The sequence below is a fragment of the Nocardia sp. CY15 genome (assembly GCF_009829295.1).
GTDB classification, from domain to species: Bacteria; Actinomycetota; Actinomycetes; order Mycobacteriales; family Mycobacteriaceae; genus Nocardia; species Nocardia sputi.
In genome coordinates this window covers 1-16620 of sequence record NZ_VUOT01000020.1, presented here as the reverse complement: position 1 = coordinate 16620, position 16620 = coordinate 1, and the positions used below count along the sequence as shown (strand labels likewise).

The following is a 16620-nucleotide window of genomic DNA, read 5'->3' as shown; positions in this document are numbered from 1 at the left end:
GGTGCAAGATCACATCCAACCGCAGCGGCGAATCTCACCACACTTCGGCCCCCACGCCGACCGATGGTGGACACCGGCGTGTCGCGCCACGCCGCGAGGTCGTGCGCTCCGGCGTCAACGGTGGGTCCGCGCGATCCGCGCGGGCTTGTGCGCTCCAGTGGGCAGGGCCGCCCTGGCGAGATCGGCGGCACCGATCATGCCCGCGGCCTCCCCGAGCTGGGTGGTCCGGATGCGGGCCAGCGGCCGGTGCCCGGCGCCGGTGATCGCGCGCGCGTACTCCTCGCGTGCCTCGTCGAGGAAAAGCGGCGCCGAACTGCTGACGCCGCCCGCGATGACCACCAGATCCGGATCGAAGATGTCGCTGACGAACGCCAGTCCGAGCCCGAGCCAGCGCGCGAAGTCGGCCATCACCCGTGCCGCGAGCGGGTCACCGTCCTGCGCCGCGCCCGCGACCCGCCGTCCGGTCAGCGAGCCGGGATCGCGTGCTACATCCCTGGCCAGCACCGACCGCACCGGGTCGCTGGCCAGCATCTCGATCGCGGTTTCGGCCAGTGCGGTTCCGCTGCAATACCGCTCCCAGCACCCACGCTTGCCGCACGGGCAGGCCCGACCCTGCGGAACCACTTGCAGGTGACCGAGTTCCGGCGCGACGCCGTGCGAGCCGCGATACAGCTGGCCGTCGATCAGCAGGGCGGCGCCGATGCCGGTGCCGATCGCGATGAGGACCACGTTGTGTCCGCCCGCGGCGGCGCCGAACCGGTATTCGGCCCACATCGCCGCGTTGGCGTCGTGCTCCAGGATCACCGGCAGTTCCAGTCGTTCGGTGAGGCGCTGGGCGACCGGCGCGTCCTGCCAGGGCAGATGCGGGGCGAAGCGCACCGTGGAGCGATCACCACTGATGAACCCGGCGACCGCGAGGCCGACCGCCCCGATGGGGTGCCTGCCGGACAGGTCGCGCACGGCATGGTCCAGCGCGTCCTCCAGCGCCCGCGCGGAATGCGGCGTCGGAGCCTGGACGGTGTCGAGCACCTCGCCACTGTCGTCGATCACCGACGCCCGGATGTTGGTGCCGCCGACATCGATTCCGACGGTCAGCGGTCGCGTATCGGCCATCTGCTGCGTCATACCTTGATCGTCACGGGAATGTCGACGTAACCGGGGCCTTCGCCGTCCTCGGCGTCCTCGCGTCGACCGTGGCGATGCGGCGCACCGGTTTCCGGGTCGGCGTCGGTGGGCATCACCGGTTCGACCGGCACCCCCGCCAGCGCCTCGCGCAGCACGGTGACGATCGCGGTGCCGTGATCGGCCAGCGCGGCCAGCACGTCGTGGTGCTCACCGCGCACGAGCGCCGCGGCGGCGCACACCGGACACCAGCTGCAGCTGGACCACTCGACCTGACCGTCGGCGGCGCGGCGCAGCACCGGCTCGACCCGTTCCAGCACCGCCTCGGCCAGCAGTTTCAATTCCTCGGCGAATTCGGCGACGCCGTCCGGCGCGGTGCGGCCGTCGGGCCCGTCGCTCTCGGGCGAATGCGGATCACCGGTCATGTCCGTCACTTTCGGACGCGTGCGCCCAGACCCGCGGATCGGGCCGGAAGCGGATCACCAGGAACTCGTCATCGAGTTCGGCGCTGTCGACCGTGCACCGCCGCAATACCGGCGCCAGGCGCACCCGGCGCCGGACACCGTCCGCTCCCACGATCAAATCGTCCTCCACTCGGCCAAGGCGCAACGTGGCGGCGTCGACCACCGGCAGGTGCATGCGCAGCGCGTACACCGACTGCAATCCGGTGCCGGATTCCCGGAGAACCAGCGGTTCGCCGGAACTCGCGTCGACCTCCGTCTGATTGTCGCTCAGCATAAGCGCAGCGTCGCCGGTATCGCCCGCCGACTCCATCGCCCGTGACAGCGCGGCCAGCGAATTCAGCCCGATCGGCTCGGGACCGGTGTGCTGCGCGATCACCACCGGAATACCCGGCATCTTGCTCCGCAAATCCGCGATGACCTCCGATTGCTCGGCCCGCCGGTGCGAATACCACTGCACGGCCGGATGTTCGGCTCCGGCCGGATCGGTGGGCGGGGGGAGGTCGGGCAGCACCTTGTTGACCAGTACGGCGTCCAGCCGCAGGCCAAGCAGCGCCGCGGCGGAACGAACCCGCTCCGATTCGGCCACCGCGACCCGCTCGGGCGCCGTGACCAGCCGCGCTCCGGTGCGCCGGTGGTCGGCGAGCAGATCGCGAACCTCCGTGACGGCCATGACGATCCGCTCGACCGTGGCCGCGAGCACGGCGCGGCGCAGGTCGGTGCCGGTGGCGCTCATCGCCCTGGCATGCGGTGGCCACATCCGCTCGACGTAGCCGAGCAGGGTGCCGGGCGCGGTGACGATGCGCAGCATGTCCGCCGACGGCGGGCAGTCGAGGACGATCAGATCCCAGTCGTCCTCGGCGGCGAACTGGGCGATCTCCACCAGCATCAGCAGTTCCTGCACGCCGGGCAATCCGGTCAGCTCCGCCGGGTTCAGCGCGGCGAGATCGATACCGTGCTCGTGCCCGCGGCCGGTCGAGATCATCCGCACTACGTCGCGGAACCGGTCCTCGAGCAGCGCGAGGGAGTCCACCTCGATCACGTCCAGTCCGGGCAGCACGGTGGCGACACCGGTCACGGTGCCCGGGTCGTGCGGGAAACGGAAGCCGAGCGCGTCGCCCAGTGAGTGCGCCTGGTCGAGCGAGGCGACCAGCACGCGACGGCCCGCTCCGGCCTCGGCCATGGCGGTGGCGCACGCGAGCGTGGTCTTGCCTACCCCACCCTTGCCGATGAACAGTTCGACCCGGGTCTGGTGCGCGGTCAGCCTTCGACCCGTTTCTTCAGTTCCTTCAGCGCGGTGTCGGTGATCACTTTCTCGGCCTTGCGCTTGAACATGCCGATCATCGGGATGTTCAGGTCGACGGTCAGCGTGTACACGACCTCGGTGCCGCCGCCCGGCCGATCGATCAGCTCGTAGGTGCCGTTCTGCGCCTTCTGCAGCTCACCGCTGAGCAGCCGCCAACTGACCGCCTTGCGATCGGCGCGCCAGTCGTAGGACAGGACATAGGTGTCCTTGACCACCCCGGCGTCCAGCACGAATCGCGCGGTCCTGGCCAGACCGTCCGGCCCCGCTTCCAGCACCTCGACCGATTTCGCCGCCGAGACCCATTCCGGGTAGGACTCCAGATCGGCGATGACGGACATCACCTGCTGCGACGGGGCCTCGATGACGATCGATCTCTGGGTCCTGTCGGCCATGCGGACAGCGATTCCTTTCAGCGTCGGTGCTGGTGGATCAAGAAAGCGGCGCGGGAGCGACGCCCGCCGGACGACCCGCCTCCAGCCGGGACTTCAGTTCGAACGACATGTTCTTGCCGGCGACCCGGCGTGCCCGGTTGGCCGCGGCGAGCTTGCCAACGGGCAGCGCGGGCCGCGGTTCGGCGTGCAGGAAATAGTGCAGGATCACGCCGTCGAGCGCGGGCTGCAGCCACACCTCCATGGTCCCGGTCAGCGCCCCGGCCACCGACCAGCGGATGCCCTTCTCACCCCGGTCCTCCCGGACCTCCAAGTCCAGGTCCGGCCACCAGCGGCGCCACGTGTTCGGTCCCGCCAGCAGCTCGGCCACGGCGGCCCCCGATGCGGCGACGAAGGTCTGATCTGCGACCTGGATACTGCTCACTCCGCTGAGCGTAGTAGATGCGACGCGGATCACCGCAGCAGCTGTCGCAGGCGCGCGCCCAGGTTGTCCCAGCGCCACTGCTGCTCGACGAACGCGCGCCCCGCCGCGCCCATCCGTGCGGCGGCATCCCGATCCGACAGGATCTCCACCACCGCGTCGGCGATCTGCCGCACGGAGCGGCCGTCCACCACGCGCCCGGTCTCGCCCTCGATCACGGTTTCCGGCGCGCCGCCGGAATTGCCCGCCACCACCGGAACGCCCGACGCGGACGCTTCCAGGTAGACGATGCCGAGACCCTCCACGTCCAGGCCGGCGCCCCGGGTCCGGCAGGGCATCGCGAAGACGTCGGCCAGCGTGTGATGCGCGGCCAGTTCGCCGGACGGGACGCGGCCGGTGAACACCACGTCGTCGTCGACGCCCGCGGCGACCGCGAGGGCGCGCAGCTTGTCCGCGAAGGGGCCACCGCCCGCGATCACCAGCACCGCGCCCTCGACCCGCTCGCGGATCTCGCGCATCGCCAGGATCAGCGCGTCCTGGCCCTTCCTCGGCACCAGCCGGGACAGGCACAAGACGGTCGGACGGTCGCCCAGGCCGTAACGTTCGCGCAGCTCCGCCCGCGCCGCCGGATCCGGACGGAACACATCGGTGTCCACCCCGGGCGGCAGATACTCCATCGCCGCGTTCGCACCGAACGCGGAGGCGAATCGGCGACGGGTGTAGCGGCTGACGTAGGTGACCACGTCGGTGTGCTCGCCGATGGCTCGCAGCGCCTGCCTGGCTCCCGGCACCATCGACCAGCCGACTTCGTGACCGTGGGTACTGGCCAGGATGCGTTCGGCGCCCGCACGGCGCAGCGCCGGCGACATCAGCGCCAGCGGCGCCGCCGCCCCGAACCACACCGTGTCGCAGTTCTCGCTCCGCAGCAGACGCGTGGCCCGGCGCAGCACGAGCGGAGTCGGCAGCATCAGCGTCGTGGGATGGCGAACGACCTGGAATTTCTGTTCGGCATCGAACTTCAGATGACTGTCGCCACGCCAGCGCGGAGCGTAGACAACCAGGTCATCCGGCGGCAGCTCACCGGCCAACGCCTGCAGATACGACTGGATACCGCCCGGCCGCGGCGGGAAATCATTGGTAACCAGCAAAGTTCGGGCCATGCGCAACAAAATACTGTGTCGGATCTGCGCGACTGCGTCGCGGCGTGTTCGTGGCCCCTTGTGGCTCGCGTCCGAGCGATCGCCGCTCGCTCTGTCTCGGCCTACGCGACTGCTCGGAGCCAGGAACGCCAGTCGTCGAGGAAAGCGGTGCGGGTGGTGCCGAGTACTTCGCCGAGGACGAGCTCTTCGCCAGCCGGGTCCTGCTTGCCAGCCGCGATGCGGTGATAGAGCTGGACGAGGCGGGGTTGATCGTATTTCTCGGCGACGAAAGCGCAGATCGACCAGGCGATTTCATAGGTGAGCGCGGCGTCGGGGCCGGAGAAGTCGGCGTCGGCGGGCAGAACCTCGGGGATCCGGCCGGCGTGGGCATGGGCGGTGAGCGTGGGGGCGATATCGGTGAACCGCTCGCCCTGGCCGTGATGCGCGATGTAGTCGGCGAAACCCTCCAGCATCCACAGCGGGGCGCCGTCGACGGTGTCGGCGCGGGCCGCGATGTGGGTGAGTTCGTGCCGCAGCAGGGTGGCCATGCCCTCGGGATCGAGGCGGCGCCCCGCGTCGGGACCGAAGACGACGCGCTGGCCGGTGGGTCGAGTACCCGGCGTGAACGGGTCGGCGACCGAGGCGGCGGCGACTTCGGCGGGCAGGAGGCCGGCCGAGCGCACCAGGGCGGCGAACTCGGACGGGGAGGAGGCGACGACGACGAGCGCGGACTGCGCCCAGCTCGGACCCCACACGTCGGTCACCGCGGCGATGGCGTCGGCGAGCGCACTCTCCAGGACCTCGATGTCGCTCCGCTGGTCGGGGTGCCCGACGACCACCGACTGCCGTCCGTCGCCGGTCGCCACCTCGCGGGCGATGATCGGTCCGAACGGTTCGATGAGGCGCCGCACCTCGGCCAGTCGCGGATCGGCGGCCGCCGCTTGGCCGACGGCCTCGGCGGTGCCGGGTTCGGCGGCCCGCGGTTTCGGAAGCACCGTGTTGGGCAACATGATCAACGCGACACATACGCCGGTGAGCGCCATCACCATCGCGACGGTGAGGCAGAACTCGAAGCGCCGTCGCGCCGACCACCATGCGCGCAAGCTGCGCAAACCGGTCATCGGCACGTCACCGCCGCCGTCACGGTGCCGAGGCCCAGGGTGCCGTATCGACCGCGCGGGTCGGTCACGGTCGCCCGTCGCCGGTCGGTTGTGCCGCGGGTAGTGCAATGCCGCTGATTGGCTCGCTCACGGCGTCTAGTATCGCCGAGCCGAATGGAACGGCGTCGAGCCCATGGGCGCGACCGCGACGGGGACGCCGAAGGTGGAGGCGTGCAGCATGAGACCGTTGCCCGCGTAGATGCCGACGTGCGACATGTCCGAGTAGAAGAAGACGACGTCGCCGGGTTGCAAATCCTTCTGGGCGACGGGCGTGCCGTAACCGGCCTGCTGCGAGCTCGTCCGGGGCACGTTCTTGCCGACCTGCTTGAACGCCCACTGCACCAGGCCGGAGCAGTCGAACTTGTCCGGGCCGGTGGCGCCCCAGACGTAGGGGTCGCCGACGCGGGTGAGGCCCGCCGCCAGCGCGCTGGTGCCGCTGCCGGGAACGAGGCCCTGCAGGAGGGTGTCCCGGTCGAACCCGGGTGGGAACGGCGAGCCGGCCAGGGCCGACTTGTCCTTCGCCGACAGCGCGCCCCAAGCGTGCACCACCTCGGCGATGGCGCCGCCGAGATCGCTGCGCTTGTGTTCCAGATCGATGCGCACGGCCTCGGCCTTCTGCGCGGCGGAACGGGCGGCGTCGGCGGCGGCGCGGGCCGCCGATTCGGCCGCGGTCGCGGCGTCGGTGGCCTTGTCGTACCGGTCGAGCTGTTCGGAGGTCTGCGCCGAGACGACGTCCAGTGTGGACATCTGGTCGAGCAGTTGTTGCGGTGAGTCGCTGACCAGCACGGCGAACAGGCGGTTGGTGCGGGCGCCTTGATAGGCGGCGATCGCGGTGCGGTCGATGACCGGCTGATACCGCCGGATTTCGTCGCGGGCGCGATCGACCATGTCGGTGCTCGCGGCCAGCCGGGCATCGGCGTCACGCTGTACGGCGAGCTTGGCCTCGAGTTCGGCTTCCGCTCCCAGCGCTTGCTGGTTGAGCTGTTCGGACTGACGAGACAGATCGATCATCCGCTGCACGGCTTCGGAGGCCGTCGCTGGGAGGGCGACCGGATCCGCGCCAACCGGAGCGCCGCTGTAGAGAGCGGCGGCGAGCATCCCGGCTGCCAGCCCTCCTCCCATGAGACGTTTGGTTCGCTGTCTCCGGTGATGTTCAGCCACAGCCCGCAGTGCCCCGTTCTCTCGTGAAGCGATCTCTCGTGAAACCGACGCATCGGCCTTCGTTCGAACCCGTGGTTTGCGAGCCGCGAACCGGGGTAATCAATCGAAGGTCTCGGTTAGGTTACGGAACGGTCCTCGTCGGTGTCCAGTAGAGCACGAAACGATCACAGGGCCGTGGTGCGGTCGGGCCGCGCGGGTGCGGCCCGACCAGCTGCTTCTCAGAAGCGGCGAGCGCCCGCGATCGGCATCGAGGAGATCGGCGCCACCTGCACGGGCGTACCGGAGGTGGCCGCGTGCACCACGTTGCCGTCACCGGCGTACAGGCCGGAGTGGCCGCCGCCGTAGAAGGAGACGAGGTCGCCGGGCTGTAGGTCGTCCACCGAAACGGGGCTGCCCGCGGCGAGCTGCGCGCCGCTGGTGCGCGGCAGTTCGACGCCCGCCTGCCGGTAGGACCACTGGACCAGGCCGGAGCAGTCGAACGAGTTGGGGCCCGCGGCGCCGTAGACGTACGGCGAGCCGACCTTGCTCAGAGCGGCGTCGAGGGCGACTTCGCCGGAGCTCTTGGGCGCGGCGAAGGGAAGCGGAGCGGGACCCGGCAGCTCGACGCCCGGGAGCGCCGGCGGAACCGGGAGTTCGTTCGGGACTTCGAAGGTTCCCACACCGGGGATGGTCACCGGCTGGGCAGACGCGGGCGCTGCCGGAAGCAGGAACGCCCCGAGGGTGGCAGCGCCGACGGCCCCGGCGGCAACAGCGCGCTGTGCGTGACGCTTGACGGCGTTGGTCGTCATGATGCGGTACTCCCAATCTGCCTCACGACGCCGCACCCGGTGGTGCCGCGGACTTCGTCGGCGCCGCACCGGTGGGTGCGGCGGACTCCGTGAGGTCTCGAAAAGGTTACGAACACATCACGGTGATTTGTAAAGGCAGAGGGAATGCGAAAAGGGGTCGCTCAACAATTGGCGGTCGATTCGGTGTGAGATGCGTCCCAGCGCATCACGAAAAGATAACGACTGCGAAATCGCGAGAAGTAAGCCCGCTCCGCGGCCGGATGCAGTGGGTGGAACCGGTTGGTCGCCGCGCGGTGGTCTGGCGAGCGTTTAGGCAGGTCGCAAGGGAAAATTGGCCGTAAATCGCACTACGGTCGCCGGTTTGTACGCTGTAGAGCCACCGGCGGCCGACACGCCCGGCCTAGATCACTCTCATTTCGATGGACTCGCCGCAATGTTTGATACAGATTTCTCTGATTTGTGATCTGGATCTCATTTGCGCATTTCTAGATCATTTCCCGGGTACCGCGCTCGAATCCCCCCGGTGTCATTCGGGCATATCAGGGCGCGCTGGGACGCCCCGTTCCTGTCGGACCGTGGCCCTACGCTGCACGCCGTGTCCGACCCCGCGCCGCGCCCCGCCGCTGCCCAGCAACTGGCCTTCGACGAGCTCGACACCCCGCTCTACGACACCACGTTCGTGGTCGTGGACCTGGAGACCACCGGCACCAGTCCCGGGGCGGACGGCATCACCGAGATCGGCGCGGTCAAGGTGCGCGGCGGGGAGGTGCTCGGCGAGTTCGCGACGTTGGTCAACCCGGGACGCTCGATACCGCCCGCCGTCGTGCACGTCACCGGTATCACCACCGCGATGGTGTACGCCGCCCCGCGGATCGAGGCGGTGCTGCCCGGCTTCCTGGAATTCGCGTCGGGCGCGGTGCTGGTCGCGCACAACGCCCGGTTCGACATGGCGTTCCTGCGCGCCGCCGCGGCGCAGTGCGACACCGCGTGGCCGGCCGCGCCGGTGCTGTGCACCGTGAAACTGGCCCGGCGGGTGCTCGGCCGAGACGAAGCGCCCTCGGTGCGATTGAGCTCGCTGGCCCGGTTGCTCGGCGCCGCCACACAGCCCACCCACCGCGCCCTCGAAGACGCCCGTGCGACCGTCGACGTCTTGCACGCGCTCATCGGACGAGTCGGGAACCAGGGCGTCCACAGTCTCACCGAGCTGCTCGACTATCTGCCCGACATCACCCCCCGGCAGCGATCCAAACGCGTCCTCGCGGCCGATCTCCCCGCCGGTCCGGGCGTGTATCTGTTCCGCGGTCCTTCCGATGAAGTCCTATATATAGGGACGGCCGTGAACTTGCGCCGACGCGTCCGTAACTACTTCACCGGTTCGGAGACCCGGGGCCGAATGAAGGAAATGGTGTCGCTGGCGACCCGGGTCGACCATGTGGTGTGCGCGCACGCGCTCGAGGCGGGGGTGCGCGAACTGCGGCTGCTGGTGGCGCACACCCCGCCCTACAATCGCCGGTCCAAGTTCCCGAAGCGGGCCTGGTGGCTCACCCTCACCGACGAGCCGTTCCCCCGGTTCTCGGTGGTGCGGGAACCCACGCGGGACGCCTTGGGACCGTTCAACTCTCGTAACGACGCGGCCGACCTCGGCCTGATCATCGCGGAGTTCACCGGGCTGCGCACCTGCACGACGCGATTGTCCCGGAGGGCGGTGCACGAATGTCCGCCCACGCTCGTCGGCGGGTGTCCGGCGGGATCGAGGGGAAGGGTGTCGGATATGGCGGAGTACGCCCCCGCGCCCGCGCTCGTGCGCGCGCTGTTCGCCGGGCGCAGCGACGCGCCGATCCGCTCCATGCTCGATCGCATCGAAACCCATTCGCGGGCACAGCACTTCGAAGCGGCCGCGGGCGTGCGCGACCGCGCGGCCCGGGTGGTGCGCGCGCTGCGCCGTACACAGCGACTGGCCGCGGTGGCACGCATAGCCGAACTGGTCGCCGCGCATCCCGACGACAACGGCGGATGGGAGTTCGCGGTCATCCGGTACGGCCGTCTAGCCGGCGCGGGCACCGCCCCGCGCGGCGTGCCGCCGATGCCAATCGTGGAACAGATCGTCGCGTCCGCCGAGACCGTGGTTCCGGCAGGGGTTTTCGTCGAGGCACATCCGGCCGGGGAGACGACGCTAGGACACGTCCATGCCGAGCCGACTACGGAACCCCTTGTGACAGCCGGGGCGGAGGCTTCGCACCGCACCACAGCGCCGCATCCGCCCACCGCCGACCCGACGCACGCACAGCGGCAAGAGAATTCGACACCGGCCGCATCGGCGCGCTCGACCCGAGAGATGGCGCCGCTGTCGGAGTCGTCGATGCTCGTCGGATCGCGCCCCGATGCTTCGGATCAGGCCGCCGCGTACCTGGACGACGCCCCACCGTTGCGCGGCGCCTCGCCGGAAGAGGTGGCGCTGGTCGCGCGCTGGCTGGCGCGGCCCGGGGTGCGGATCGTGCGGACCGCCGAGGGATACCGCGAGCCGATATTCGGCGCGGCGCGGTGGCTCGGCTGGGCGGATCTCGCCGATGCGGCGGTACGCGCCCAACCGACCGAACAGGCCTACCTCGACCGCTTAGGCTGAGCACCATGATTACCGCGATCGTCTTGATTCACGCCGACAACGGCCGCATCCCCGAGACCGCGCAAGCGGTCGCGGACACCGAGGGCGTCGCCGAGGTCTACTCCTGCGCGGGTGACGTGGACTTGATCGCGATCGTGCGGGTGCGCGACCACGAGCAGATAGCCGAGGTGGTGACCGGCCGGATCGACAAGACGCCGGGCGTCGTGCGCACCACGACGCACATCGCGTTCAAGTCGTACTCGCGCGCCGAAGTCGAAGCCGGGTTCTCGCTGGGCGAGTAGCCCGGCGGGTGACGGCTCGCTCCGTGCGCCGGTTCAGGCGTCGCCGAGCGTCTGCGTCAGCTTCGCCCAGCGCTCCAGCAGCGCGGCGGCGCTGCCCGTGTCGATCGCTTCGGCGGCGCGGTCGATGCCGGCGGCGAGCGCGGTATGCAGGTCCGCCTCCGGATCGCCCGCGCCGCGCGACCAGTCGTAGGTCACGATCGCGGCGGCCGAATTCAGCAGTACCGCGTCCCGTACCGCGCCGGCGCGACCGGCGAACACATCGCGGGCCACACCCGCGTTGACCTCGGCATCACCGCCGCGCAGCGCGTCCAGATCCACGCGGGGGACGCCGATGCGAGTGGGATCGATGGTGGTCCGGCGCGTCCGGCCGCCCGAGACGATCCACGCCTCGGTGGTGTCCGAGGTGGTGATCTCGTCGAGCCCGTCGTTGCCGCGCACCACCAGCGCGCTCGCACCGCGTTCGGCGAACACGCCCGCCATCACCGGCAGCAGTTCGGGGAACGCGCAGCCGACCAGGCCGGCACGCGGCTGCGCGGGGTTGGTCAGCGGCCCGAGCACGTTGAAGACCGTTGGAATGCCGATCTGGCTGCGCGCCGCCCCGGCGTACCGGAGAGCGGGGTGGAACACCGCCGCGAAGCAGAAGCCGATACCGACCTCCCGCACACACCGCGCCACCGCCTCGGGGCCGAGGGCGAGCTTCACGCCCAGCGCCTCCAGCACGTCCGCACCGCCGCTCTTCGACGACGCGGCCCGGTTGCCGTGCTTGACCACGGGAATGCCCGCCGCTGCCACGACGATCGAGGACATGGTGGAGATGTTCACCGAGCCGGACCGGTCACCGCCGGTGCCTACGATGTCGACCGCGTCGCCATCGATCCGGACCAGCCGGGCGTGGTCGAGCATGCCCGCGGCCAGACCGGTCAGCTCGGCGGGCGTAGGGCCCTTGATCTTCATCGCGACGCCGAACGCGGCGATCTGCGCGGGGGTGGCGTTGTCGGACATGATCTCGTTCATCGCCCACGCCGTGTCGTCCGCGGCCAGGTCGCCACCGTCGGCGAGGATTCCGAGCACCTGGGGCCAGCTGCGCACGCTCATTCCACACATCTCCCGTCACACTGGTTCGCGCACCAGTTTCGTCCGCAAGCAGCCTAGCTGGGTTGTATTTGCCGCGACTGCGTCGCGGCGTGTTCGTGGCCAATGCTCGGTCTCGCTTCGCTCGAAACCTGGAGTCGAGCTGGTGTGGTCCCGTGAGGGGGTAAGCGCACGACGTGGGTCGGCTGTTGGGTGGGTGGCGCCGGTGTCTGTGGCGTGTGCGGTCGCCACTCGGGCGGGTGCCGGACAGTGCTGGTTTGTCCGGAGGCTGGGTCGCTGGGTGTTCGCGGCTTTGGTGGCTCGCGCCGGAGTGGTCGCCACTTGCTTCTTCGTCGCCCACGCGACGGCCGATCGGACGCGAGCCGGGCCGCGAACGGCACATGCTCGGTTTCGCTTCGCTGGAAACGGGGGTCGGGGTGGGTGGTCGGGTCGGCAATCGCACGACCCGGGTTCGCCGTCGGCGGTGACGGCGCCGCCGTCTGCTTACGGCTCCTGCTGATGTGGCCCCGGTTGCAAGGCGTCCCAACCGTCGGCGGTGCCGTCGTGGCGTTGGGCGAGGCCGGCCATGCGCGAGCGCTCCTGCGAGCAGTGCAGGGCGTCGAGGAGTTGGACCCGCTGCAGGATGACCGTCTCGAGTGCGTCGGTGCCCGGTCCGCCGACGGGCGGGGCGGGGGTGTATCCGTCCTGCGCGGCGATCGCGCAGACGGTCTCGATGTGCCGTGGTGGGATGCGCAGGTGGTGCCGCAGCACCGCTGGTGCGTCCGGTGTCAGGTCGGTCGCGCGCGCCAGCGCGGTCGAACACGCCTCCGCGTCGTCGAAGCTCGACGCGACGACGACCAGATCAGCCTGGTGAAGCTCGAGGGCTGTGCTCCGGTCCCGCCGCCGCAGCCGTCGCCAGAATCGTGCTGCCACATTCGTCTCCATCTCAGGTTCTCCTTACCCGGGCCTGTCATGCTGACCGGGCGTTCGGTCGCGGGTGCGACCGGTTCCAGGGTCCGCCGCGCAGCTCAGCCTGCGCCCCGCCTGGTCGATCACCCGCCCTTCCCTGCGTTTTTCGACACGGAGGAACGAGTTTCGTACCCGGGTACTGGCGTCGTACTACGACGAGTCATACTTACCCCCGTGACGACCGCAGTAGGGACCCCAGGATCGGCCATTACCCAGCGTGTGCATTCGCTGAACCGGCCCAACATGGTCAGCGTCGGTACCATCATCTGGCTGTCGAGCGAGCTGATGTTCTTCGCAGGCCTGTTCGCGATGTATTTCGTCGCGCGCGCCCAGGCGAACGGTAACTGGCCGCCGGAGCCGACCGAGCTGAACCTCAAGCTCGCCGTGCCGGTCACGGCCGTGCTGGTCGCGTCGTCGTTCACCTGCCAGATGGGCGTCTTCGCCGCGGAGAAGGGTGACGTGTTCGGCCTGCGCCGTTGGTACGTCGTCACGCTGGCGATGGGCACGTTCTTCGTCCTCGGCCAGGGTTACGAGTACATGAACCTGGTGCACGAGGGGACGTCGATCTCCAGCAGTTCCTACGGCTCGGTGTTCTACATCACCACCGGCTTCCACGGTCTGCACGTCATCGGCGGTCTGATCGCGTTCGTGTTCCTGCTGGCCCGCACCAAGGTGAGCAAGTTCACCCCAGCGCAGGCCACCGCGGCGATCGTCGTCTCCTACTACTGGCACTTCGTCGACATCGTGTGGATCGGGTTGTTCGCCACGATCTACTTCGTCCGCTGATCGTGGACGCCGCGCCGCCGAGCGGGTGCGGCTGAACCCAAGATCTTTCGCACAAGTCGGTTCCGTCTACTCCAAAGGGACACAGATGAGTTCATCTCCCCCGTCAGCGCCAGAGCCCGCCACGCACGGGAACGGCCAGGCCAGCAAGACGCGCAGGCAGCGCCGCGTTCGCCGTCGCATCGCGGGCGGGCTTGCGCTGCTGGTGGGCCTCGTCGGAGCAGGCTTCCTGGCATCGGCCTTCACGCCGGACCCGCAGCGCGCCACAGCGAACGAGGACCAGTCCGCGCTGATCCGCGAGGGCAGGCAGCTCTACGACACGTCCTGCATCACCTGCCACGGCGCGAACCTGCAGGGTGTCGTCGACCGCGGTCCCAGCCTGATCGGCGTCGGCGAGGCCGCCGTCTACTTCCAGGTGTCCTCCGGCCGTATGCCGATGGCCGCCCAAGAGGCCCAGGCGGAGCGCAAGCCACCGAAGTTCGACGCCCACCAGACCGACGCGCTGAGCGCGTACGTGGCGGCCAACGGTGGCGGCCCGACCGTGATCCGCGACGCCAACGGCGAGATCGCCCAGGAGTCGCTGCGCGGTGAGGACATCGCCCGCGGCTCGGAGCTGTTCCGGATGAACTGCGCGTCCTGCCACAACTTCACCGGACGCGGCGGCGCGCTGTCCTCCGGCAAGTTCGCACCGCCGCTGGGACCCGCGAGCGAACAGCAGATCTACACCGCAATGCTCACCGGCCCGCAGAACATGCCGAAGTTCTCCGACCGCCAGCTGAGCCCGGAGGAAAAGCGCGACATCGTCGCCTACGTCAAGAACGCCACCGAGGAGCACAGCCCGGGCGGCTGGGATCTCGGTGGTTTCGGTCCCGCGACCGAAGGCCTGGCCATCTGGGTGGTCGGTATCACGCTCGTGGTCGGCGCCGCGATGTGGATCGGATCCCGGTCATGACCGGTCAGCGCCCGGAGCAGGCAGCTCGCGTGACCACGGAGGGCGCCCCGGTCATGCCGAAAGGACACAGGTCATGAGCAATAAGGAGCGAGACGACATGGGTCGCCCGGATGAGGGCCACGCGCAGCAGTCGAAGGAGCAGCCGGTGAACGCGACTCCGGCGGAGCCCACCGAGGCGGACCTCGACAAGATGACGCGCGAGGAGCTGGTCAAGCTCGGTACCGAGCGCGACGGCGTCGACGTCGCCTACCGCCGCGAGCGCTTCCCGATCCCGGGCACCCGGGCGGAGAAGCGCGCCGAGCGCGCGGTGAGCTTCTGGTTCGCCGTGTCGGGCATCGCGGCAGCGGCGCTGGTCGGCGTGTTCCTGTTCTGGCCGTGGGAGTTCAAGGGCAAGAACGAGGACGGCCACGTGGCCTACTCGCTGTTCACCCCGCTGGTCGGCCTGACCTTCGGCATCTCGGTACTGGTCATCGGCGTCGCGGTGGTGCTGATCCGCAAACTGTTCATCCCCGCCGAGCTGTCCATCCAGCAGCGGCACGACGGTCCGTCGCCGGAGGTCGAGCGCCGCACCCTGGTCGCCGAGCTGCAGGACGCGCTGGACACCTCCACCCTGGGACGTCGCAAGATGATCACCCGCACCGCGGGCGCGGGCGTCGGTGTGCTCGGCGTCGGTGCGCTGCTGGTGTTCGTCGGCGGCCTGATCAAGAATCCTTGGGCCAAGGGCGACAAGTCGCCGCTGTGGGTCTCGGGCTGGACTCCGGACTTCCCGGGCGAGACCATCTACATCCGGCGCGACACCGGTCGGCCCGACGACGTGGTGCTGGTGCGTCCGGAGGATCTGGACGCGGGCGCGATGGAGACGGTGTTCCCGTGGAAGGAGAAGTGGCGCGGCGACGAGCACGCCACGCTGGACTCCCTGCGCGGTATCCGCAACGCCGTCATGCTGATCCGCCTGCGCACCGAAGACGCGCAGAAGGCGATCAAGCGTAAGGGGCAGGAGAGCTTCAACTACGGCGACTACTTCGCCTACTCGAAGATCTGCACCCACCTCGGCTGCCCGACCTCGCTGTTCGAGCAGCAGACCAACCGGATCCTGTGCCCCTGCCACCAGTCGCAGTTCTCCGCGACCGAGTGGGGCAAGCCGATCTTCGGTCCCGCCGCTCGCGCGCTGCCGCAGCTGCCGATCACCGTCAACGCTGAGGGCTTCCTGGTCGCCAACGGCGACTTCATCGAGCCGCTCGGCCCGGCCTACTGGGAGCGCCGTTCATGAGTCCTTCTGTCGCAGCCCAAGCCAACGAGGCGGACGAGCGGTATCGCGCCGCGGCGTTCATGAAGCGATCGATCAACAAGGTCTTCCCCACGCATTGGTCGTTTCTGCTCGGCGAGATCGCGCTCTACAGCTTCATCATCCTGCTGCTGTCGGGCGTCTACCTGACGCTGTTCTTCGATCCTTCGATGAGTCATGTCGTGTACGACGGCGCGTATCAGCCGTTGCGCGGTGTGACCATGTCGCGGGCGTATGAGACGGCGCTGAACATCTCGTTCGAGGTGCGTGGCGGCCTGTTCGTGCGGCAGGTGCATCACTGGGCGGCGCTGCTGTTCGCGGCGTCGATCATCGTGCATCTGTTCCGGATCTTCTTCACCGGCGCGTTCCGCAAGCCGCGGGAGGCGAACTGGGTGATCGGTTCGCTGCTGCTGATCCTGGCGATGTTCGAGGGCTTCTTCGGGTACTCGCTGCCGGACGACCTGCTCTCGGGCACGGGTCTGCGGGCGGCGTTCTCCGGGATCACGATCTCGATCCCGATCATCGGCACGTGGATGCACTGGCTGATGTTCGGCGGCGACTTCCCCGGCGACATCATCATCCCGCGCTTGTACATCGCGCACGTGCTGCTGTTCCCGGGCATCATCCTGGCGTTGATCGCCGCGCACGTGGCGCTGGTGTGGTATCAGAAGCACACCCAGTTCCCCGGCCCGGGGCGCACGGAGAACAA

Annotated in this window: 17 protein-coding genes; 6 read left to right on the top strand and 11 right to left on the bottom strand. The window is 69.4% G+C overall.

What is annotated here, in order from left to right:
- Positions 1 to 114: 114 nt before the first annotated feature.
- From GVY39_RS20950 to GVY39_RS20910, 9 genes are all read right to left on the bottom strand, one after another.
- Positions 115 to 1125 carry an ROK family protein gene (locus GVY39_RS20950; protein ID WP_159927135.1) on the bottom strand — a complete coding sequence of 337 codons (1011 nt, stop codon included), beginning with the start codon at positions 1123 to 1125 and terminating at the stop codon, positions 115 to 117.
- Complete coding sequence (locus GVY39_RS20945) at positions 1122 to 1547, bottom strand: hypothetical protein (protein ID WP_159927133.1); 426 nt, start codon at positions 1545 to 1547, stop codon at positions 1122 to 1124. The genes GVY39_RS20950 and GVY39_RS20945 overlap by 4 nt, the downstream gene beginning before the upstream one ends.
- The gene (locus tag GVY39_RS20940; protein ID WP_159927378.1) at positions 1537 to 2820 is read right to left on the bottom strand and encodes an ArsA family ATPase; all 1284 of its coding nucleotides are present in this window, start codon (positions 2818 to 2820) and stop codon (positions 1537 to 1539) included. The genes GVY39_RS20945 and GVY39_RS20940 overlap by 11 nt, the downstream gene beginning before the upstream one ends.
- A gap of 23 nt (positions 2821 to 2843) precedes the next feature.
- The gene (locus GVY39_RS20935; RefSeq protein ID WP_159927131.1) at positions 2844 to 3281 is read right to left on the bottom strand and encodes an SRPBCC family protein; all 438 of its coding nucleotides are present in this window, start codon (positions 3279 to 3281) and stop codon (positions 2844 to 2846) included.
- A 37-nt stretch (positions 3282 to 3318) separates the two neighbouring features.
- Positions 3319 to 3702, bottom strand: coding sequence for a polyketide cyclase / dehydrase and lipid transport (locus GVY39_RS20930; protein WP_159927129.1), 384 nt, complete (start codon positions 3700 to 3702; stop codon positions 3319 to 3321).
- A 29-nt stretch (positions 3703 to 3731) separates the two neighbouring features.
- Positions 3732 to 4859 carry a glycosyltransferase family 4 protein gene (locus GVY39_RS20925; RefSeq protein WP_159927127.1) on the bottom strand — a complete coding sequence of 376 codons (1128 nt, stop codon included), beginning with the start codon at positions 4857 to 4859 and terminating at the stop codon, positions 3732 to 3734.
- A 101-nt stretch (positions 4860 to 4960) separates the two neighbouring features.
- Complete coding sequence (locus GVY39_RS20920) at positions 4961 to 5959, bottom strand: hypothetical protein (protein WP_159927125.1); 999 nt, start codon at positions 5957 to 5959, stop codon at positions 4961 to 4963.
- A gap of 135 nt (positions 5960 to 6094) precedes the next feature.
- Positions 6095 to 7120: an NlpC/P60 family protein gene (locus GVY39_RS20915; protein ID WP_159927123.1), complete on the bottom strand. Its 1026-nt coding sequence runs from the start codon at positions 7118 to 7120 to the stop codon at positions 6095 to 6097.
- Between the two features lie 257 nt (positions 7121 to 7377).
- The gene (locus tag GVY39_RS20910; protein ID WP_159927121.1) at positions 7378 to 7947 is read right to left on the bottom strand and encodes a C40 family peptidase; all 570 of its coding nucleotides are present in this window, start codon (positions 7945 to 7947) and stop codon (positions 7378 to 7380) included.
- 595 nt (positions 7948 to 8542) lie between these two features.
- Here GVY39_RS20910 and GVY39_RS20905 point away from each other — a divergent pair.
- Together GVY39_RS20905 and GVY39_RS20900 are read left to right on the top strand one after the other, a co-directional pair.
- Complete coding sequence (locus tag GVY39_RS20905; protein ID WP_159927119.1) at positions 8543 to 10570, top strand: DEDD exonuclease domain-containing protein; 2028 nt, start codon at positions 8543 to 8545, stop codon at positions 10568 to 10570.
- Positions 10571 to 10575: 5 nt separating this feature from the next.
- Complete coding sequence (locus GVY39_RS20900) at positions 10576 to 10851, top strand: Lrp/AsnC family transcriptional regulator (RefSeq protein ID WP_159927117.1); 276 nt, start codon at positions 10576 to 10578, stop codon at positions 10849 to 10851.
- A 33-nt stretch (positions 10852 to 10884) separates the two neighbouring features.
- Here GVY39_RS20900 and trpD read toward each other — a convergent pair whose 3' ends face one another.
- Together trpD and GVY39_RS20890 are read right to left on the bottom strand one after the other, a co-directional pair.
- Entirely contained in the window at positions 10885 to 11946 is a 1062-nt protein-coding gene (trpD, locus tag GVY39_RS20895) for an anthranilate phosphoribosyltransferase (RefSeq protein ID WP_159927115.1), read from the bottom strand.
- A 480-nt stretch (positions 11947 to 12426) separates the two neighbouring features.
- A complete protein-coding gene (locus tag GVY39_RS20890) occupies positions 12427 to 12867 on the bottom strand; it encodes a hypothetical protein (RefSeq protein ID WP_236565575.1) in 441 nt (146 codons plus the stop codon).
- A 198-nt stretch (positions 12868 to 13065) separates the two neighbouring features.
- Here GVY39_RS20890 and GVY39_RS20885 point away from each other — a divergent pair, with 198 nt between their 5' ends.
- The 4 genes from GVY39_RS20885 to GVY39_RS20870 all read left to right on the top strand — a co-directional run.
- Complete coding sequence (locus GVY39_RS20885) at positions 13066 to 13677, top strand: heme-copper oxidase subunit III (RefSeq protein WP_159927113.1); 612 nt, start codon at positions 13066 to 13068, stop codon at positions 13675 to 13677.
- Between the two features lie 85 nt (positions 13678 to 13762).
- Positions 13763 to 14626 (top strand): c-type cytochrome, encoded by an 864-nt coding sequence (locus tag GVY39_RS20880; protein ID WP_159927111.1) that lies wholly within the window; start codon positions 13763 to 13765, stop codon positions 14624 to 14626.
- A gap of 97 nt (positions 14627 to 14723) precedes the next feature.
- Positions 14724 to 15896, top strand: a complete 1173-nt coding sequence (locus tag GVY39_RS20875; RefSeq protein WP_159927374.1) for a ubiquinol-cytochrome c reductase iron-sulfur subunit — start codon at positions 14724 to 14726, stop codon at positions 15894 to 15896.
- Positions 15893 to 16620: cytochrome b (locus GVY39_RS20870; RefSeq protein ID WP_201296027.1), on the top strand; the 728-nt coding region annotated here is incomplete at its 3' end. The genes GVY39_RS20875 and GVY39_RS20870, both read left to right, overlap by 4 nt.

Bases quoted from the DNA above. Each gene is read 5' to 3' on its own strand.
- GVY39_RS20910 (WP_159927121.1), bottom strand. From the start codon at position 7,947: ATGACGACCAACGCCGTCAAGCGTCACGCACAGCGCGCTGTTGCCGCC.
- GVY39_RS20950 (WP_159927135.1), bottom strand. From the start codon at position 1,125: ATGACGCAGCAGATGGCCGATACGCGACCGCTGACCGTCGGAATCGAT.
- GVY39_RS20925 (WP_159927127.1), bottom strand. From the start codon at position 4,859: ATGGCCCGAACTTTGCTGGTTACCAATGATTTCCCGCCGCGGCCGGGC.
- trpD (WP_159927115.1), bottom strand. From the start codon at position 11,946: ATGAGCGTGCGCAGCTGGCCCCAGGTGCTCGGAATCCTCGCCGACGGT.
- GVY39_RS20935 (WP_159927131.1), bottom strand. From the start codon at position 3,281: ATGGCCGACAGGACCCAGAGATCGATCGTCATCGAGGCCCCGTCGCAG.
- GVY39_RS20880 (WP_159927111.1), top strand. From the start codon at position 13,763: ATGAGTTCATCTCCCCCGTCAGCGCCAGAGCCCGCCACGCACGGGAAC.
- GVY39_RS20900 (WP_159927117.1), top strand. From the start codon at position 10,576: ATGATTACCGCGATCGTCTTGATTCACGCCGACAACGGCCGCATCCCC.
- GVY39_RS20890 (WP_236565575.1), bottom strand. From the start codon at position 12,867: ATGGAGACGAATGTGGCAGCACGATTCTGGCGACGGCTGCGGCGGCGG.
- GVY39_RS20915 (WP_159927123.1), bottom strand. From the start codon at position 7,120: ATGGGAGGAGGGCTGGCAGCCGGGATGCTCGCCGCCGCTCTCTACAGC.
- GVY39_RS20875 (WP_159927374.1), top strand. From the start codon at position 14,724: ATGGGTCGCCCGGATGAGGGCCACGCGCAGCAGTCGAAGGAGCAGCCG.
- GVY39_RS20945 (WP_159927133.1), bottom strand. From the start codon at position 1,547: ATGACCGGTGATCCGCATTCGCCCGAGAGCGACGGGCCCGACGGCCGC.
- GVY39_RS20920 (WP_159927125.1), bottom strand. From the start codon at position 5,959: ATGACCGGTTTGCGCAGCTTGCGCGCATGGTGGTCGGCGCGACGGCGC.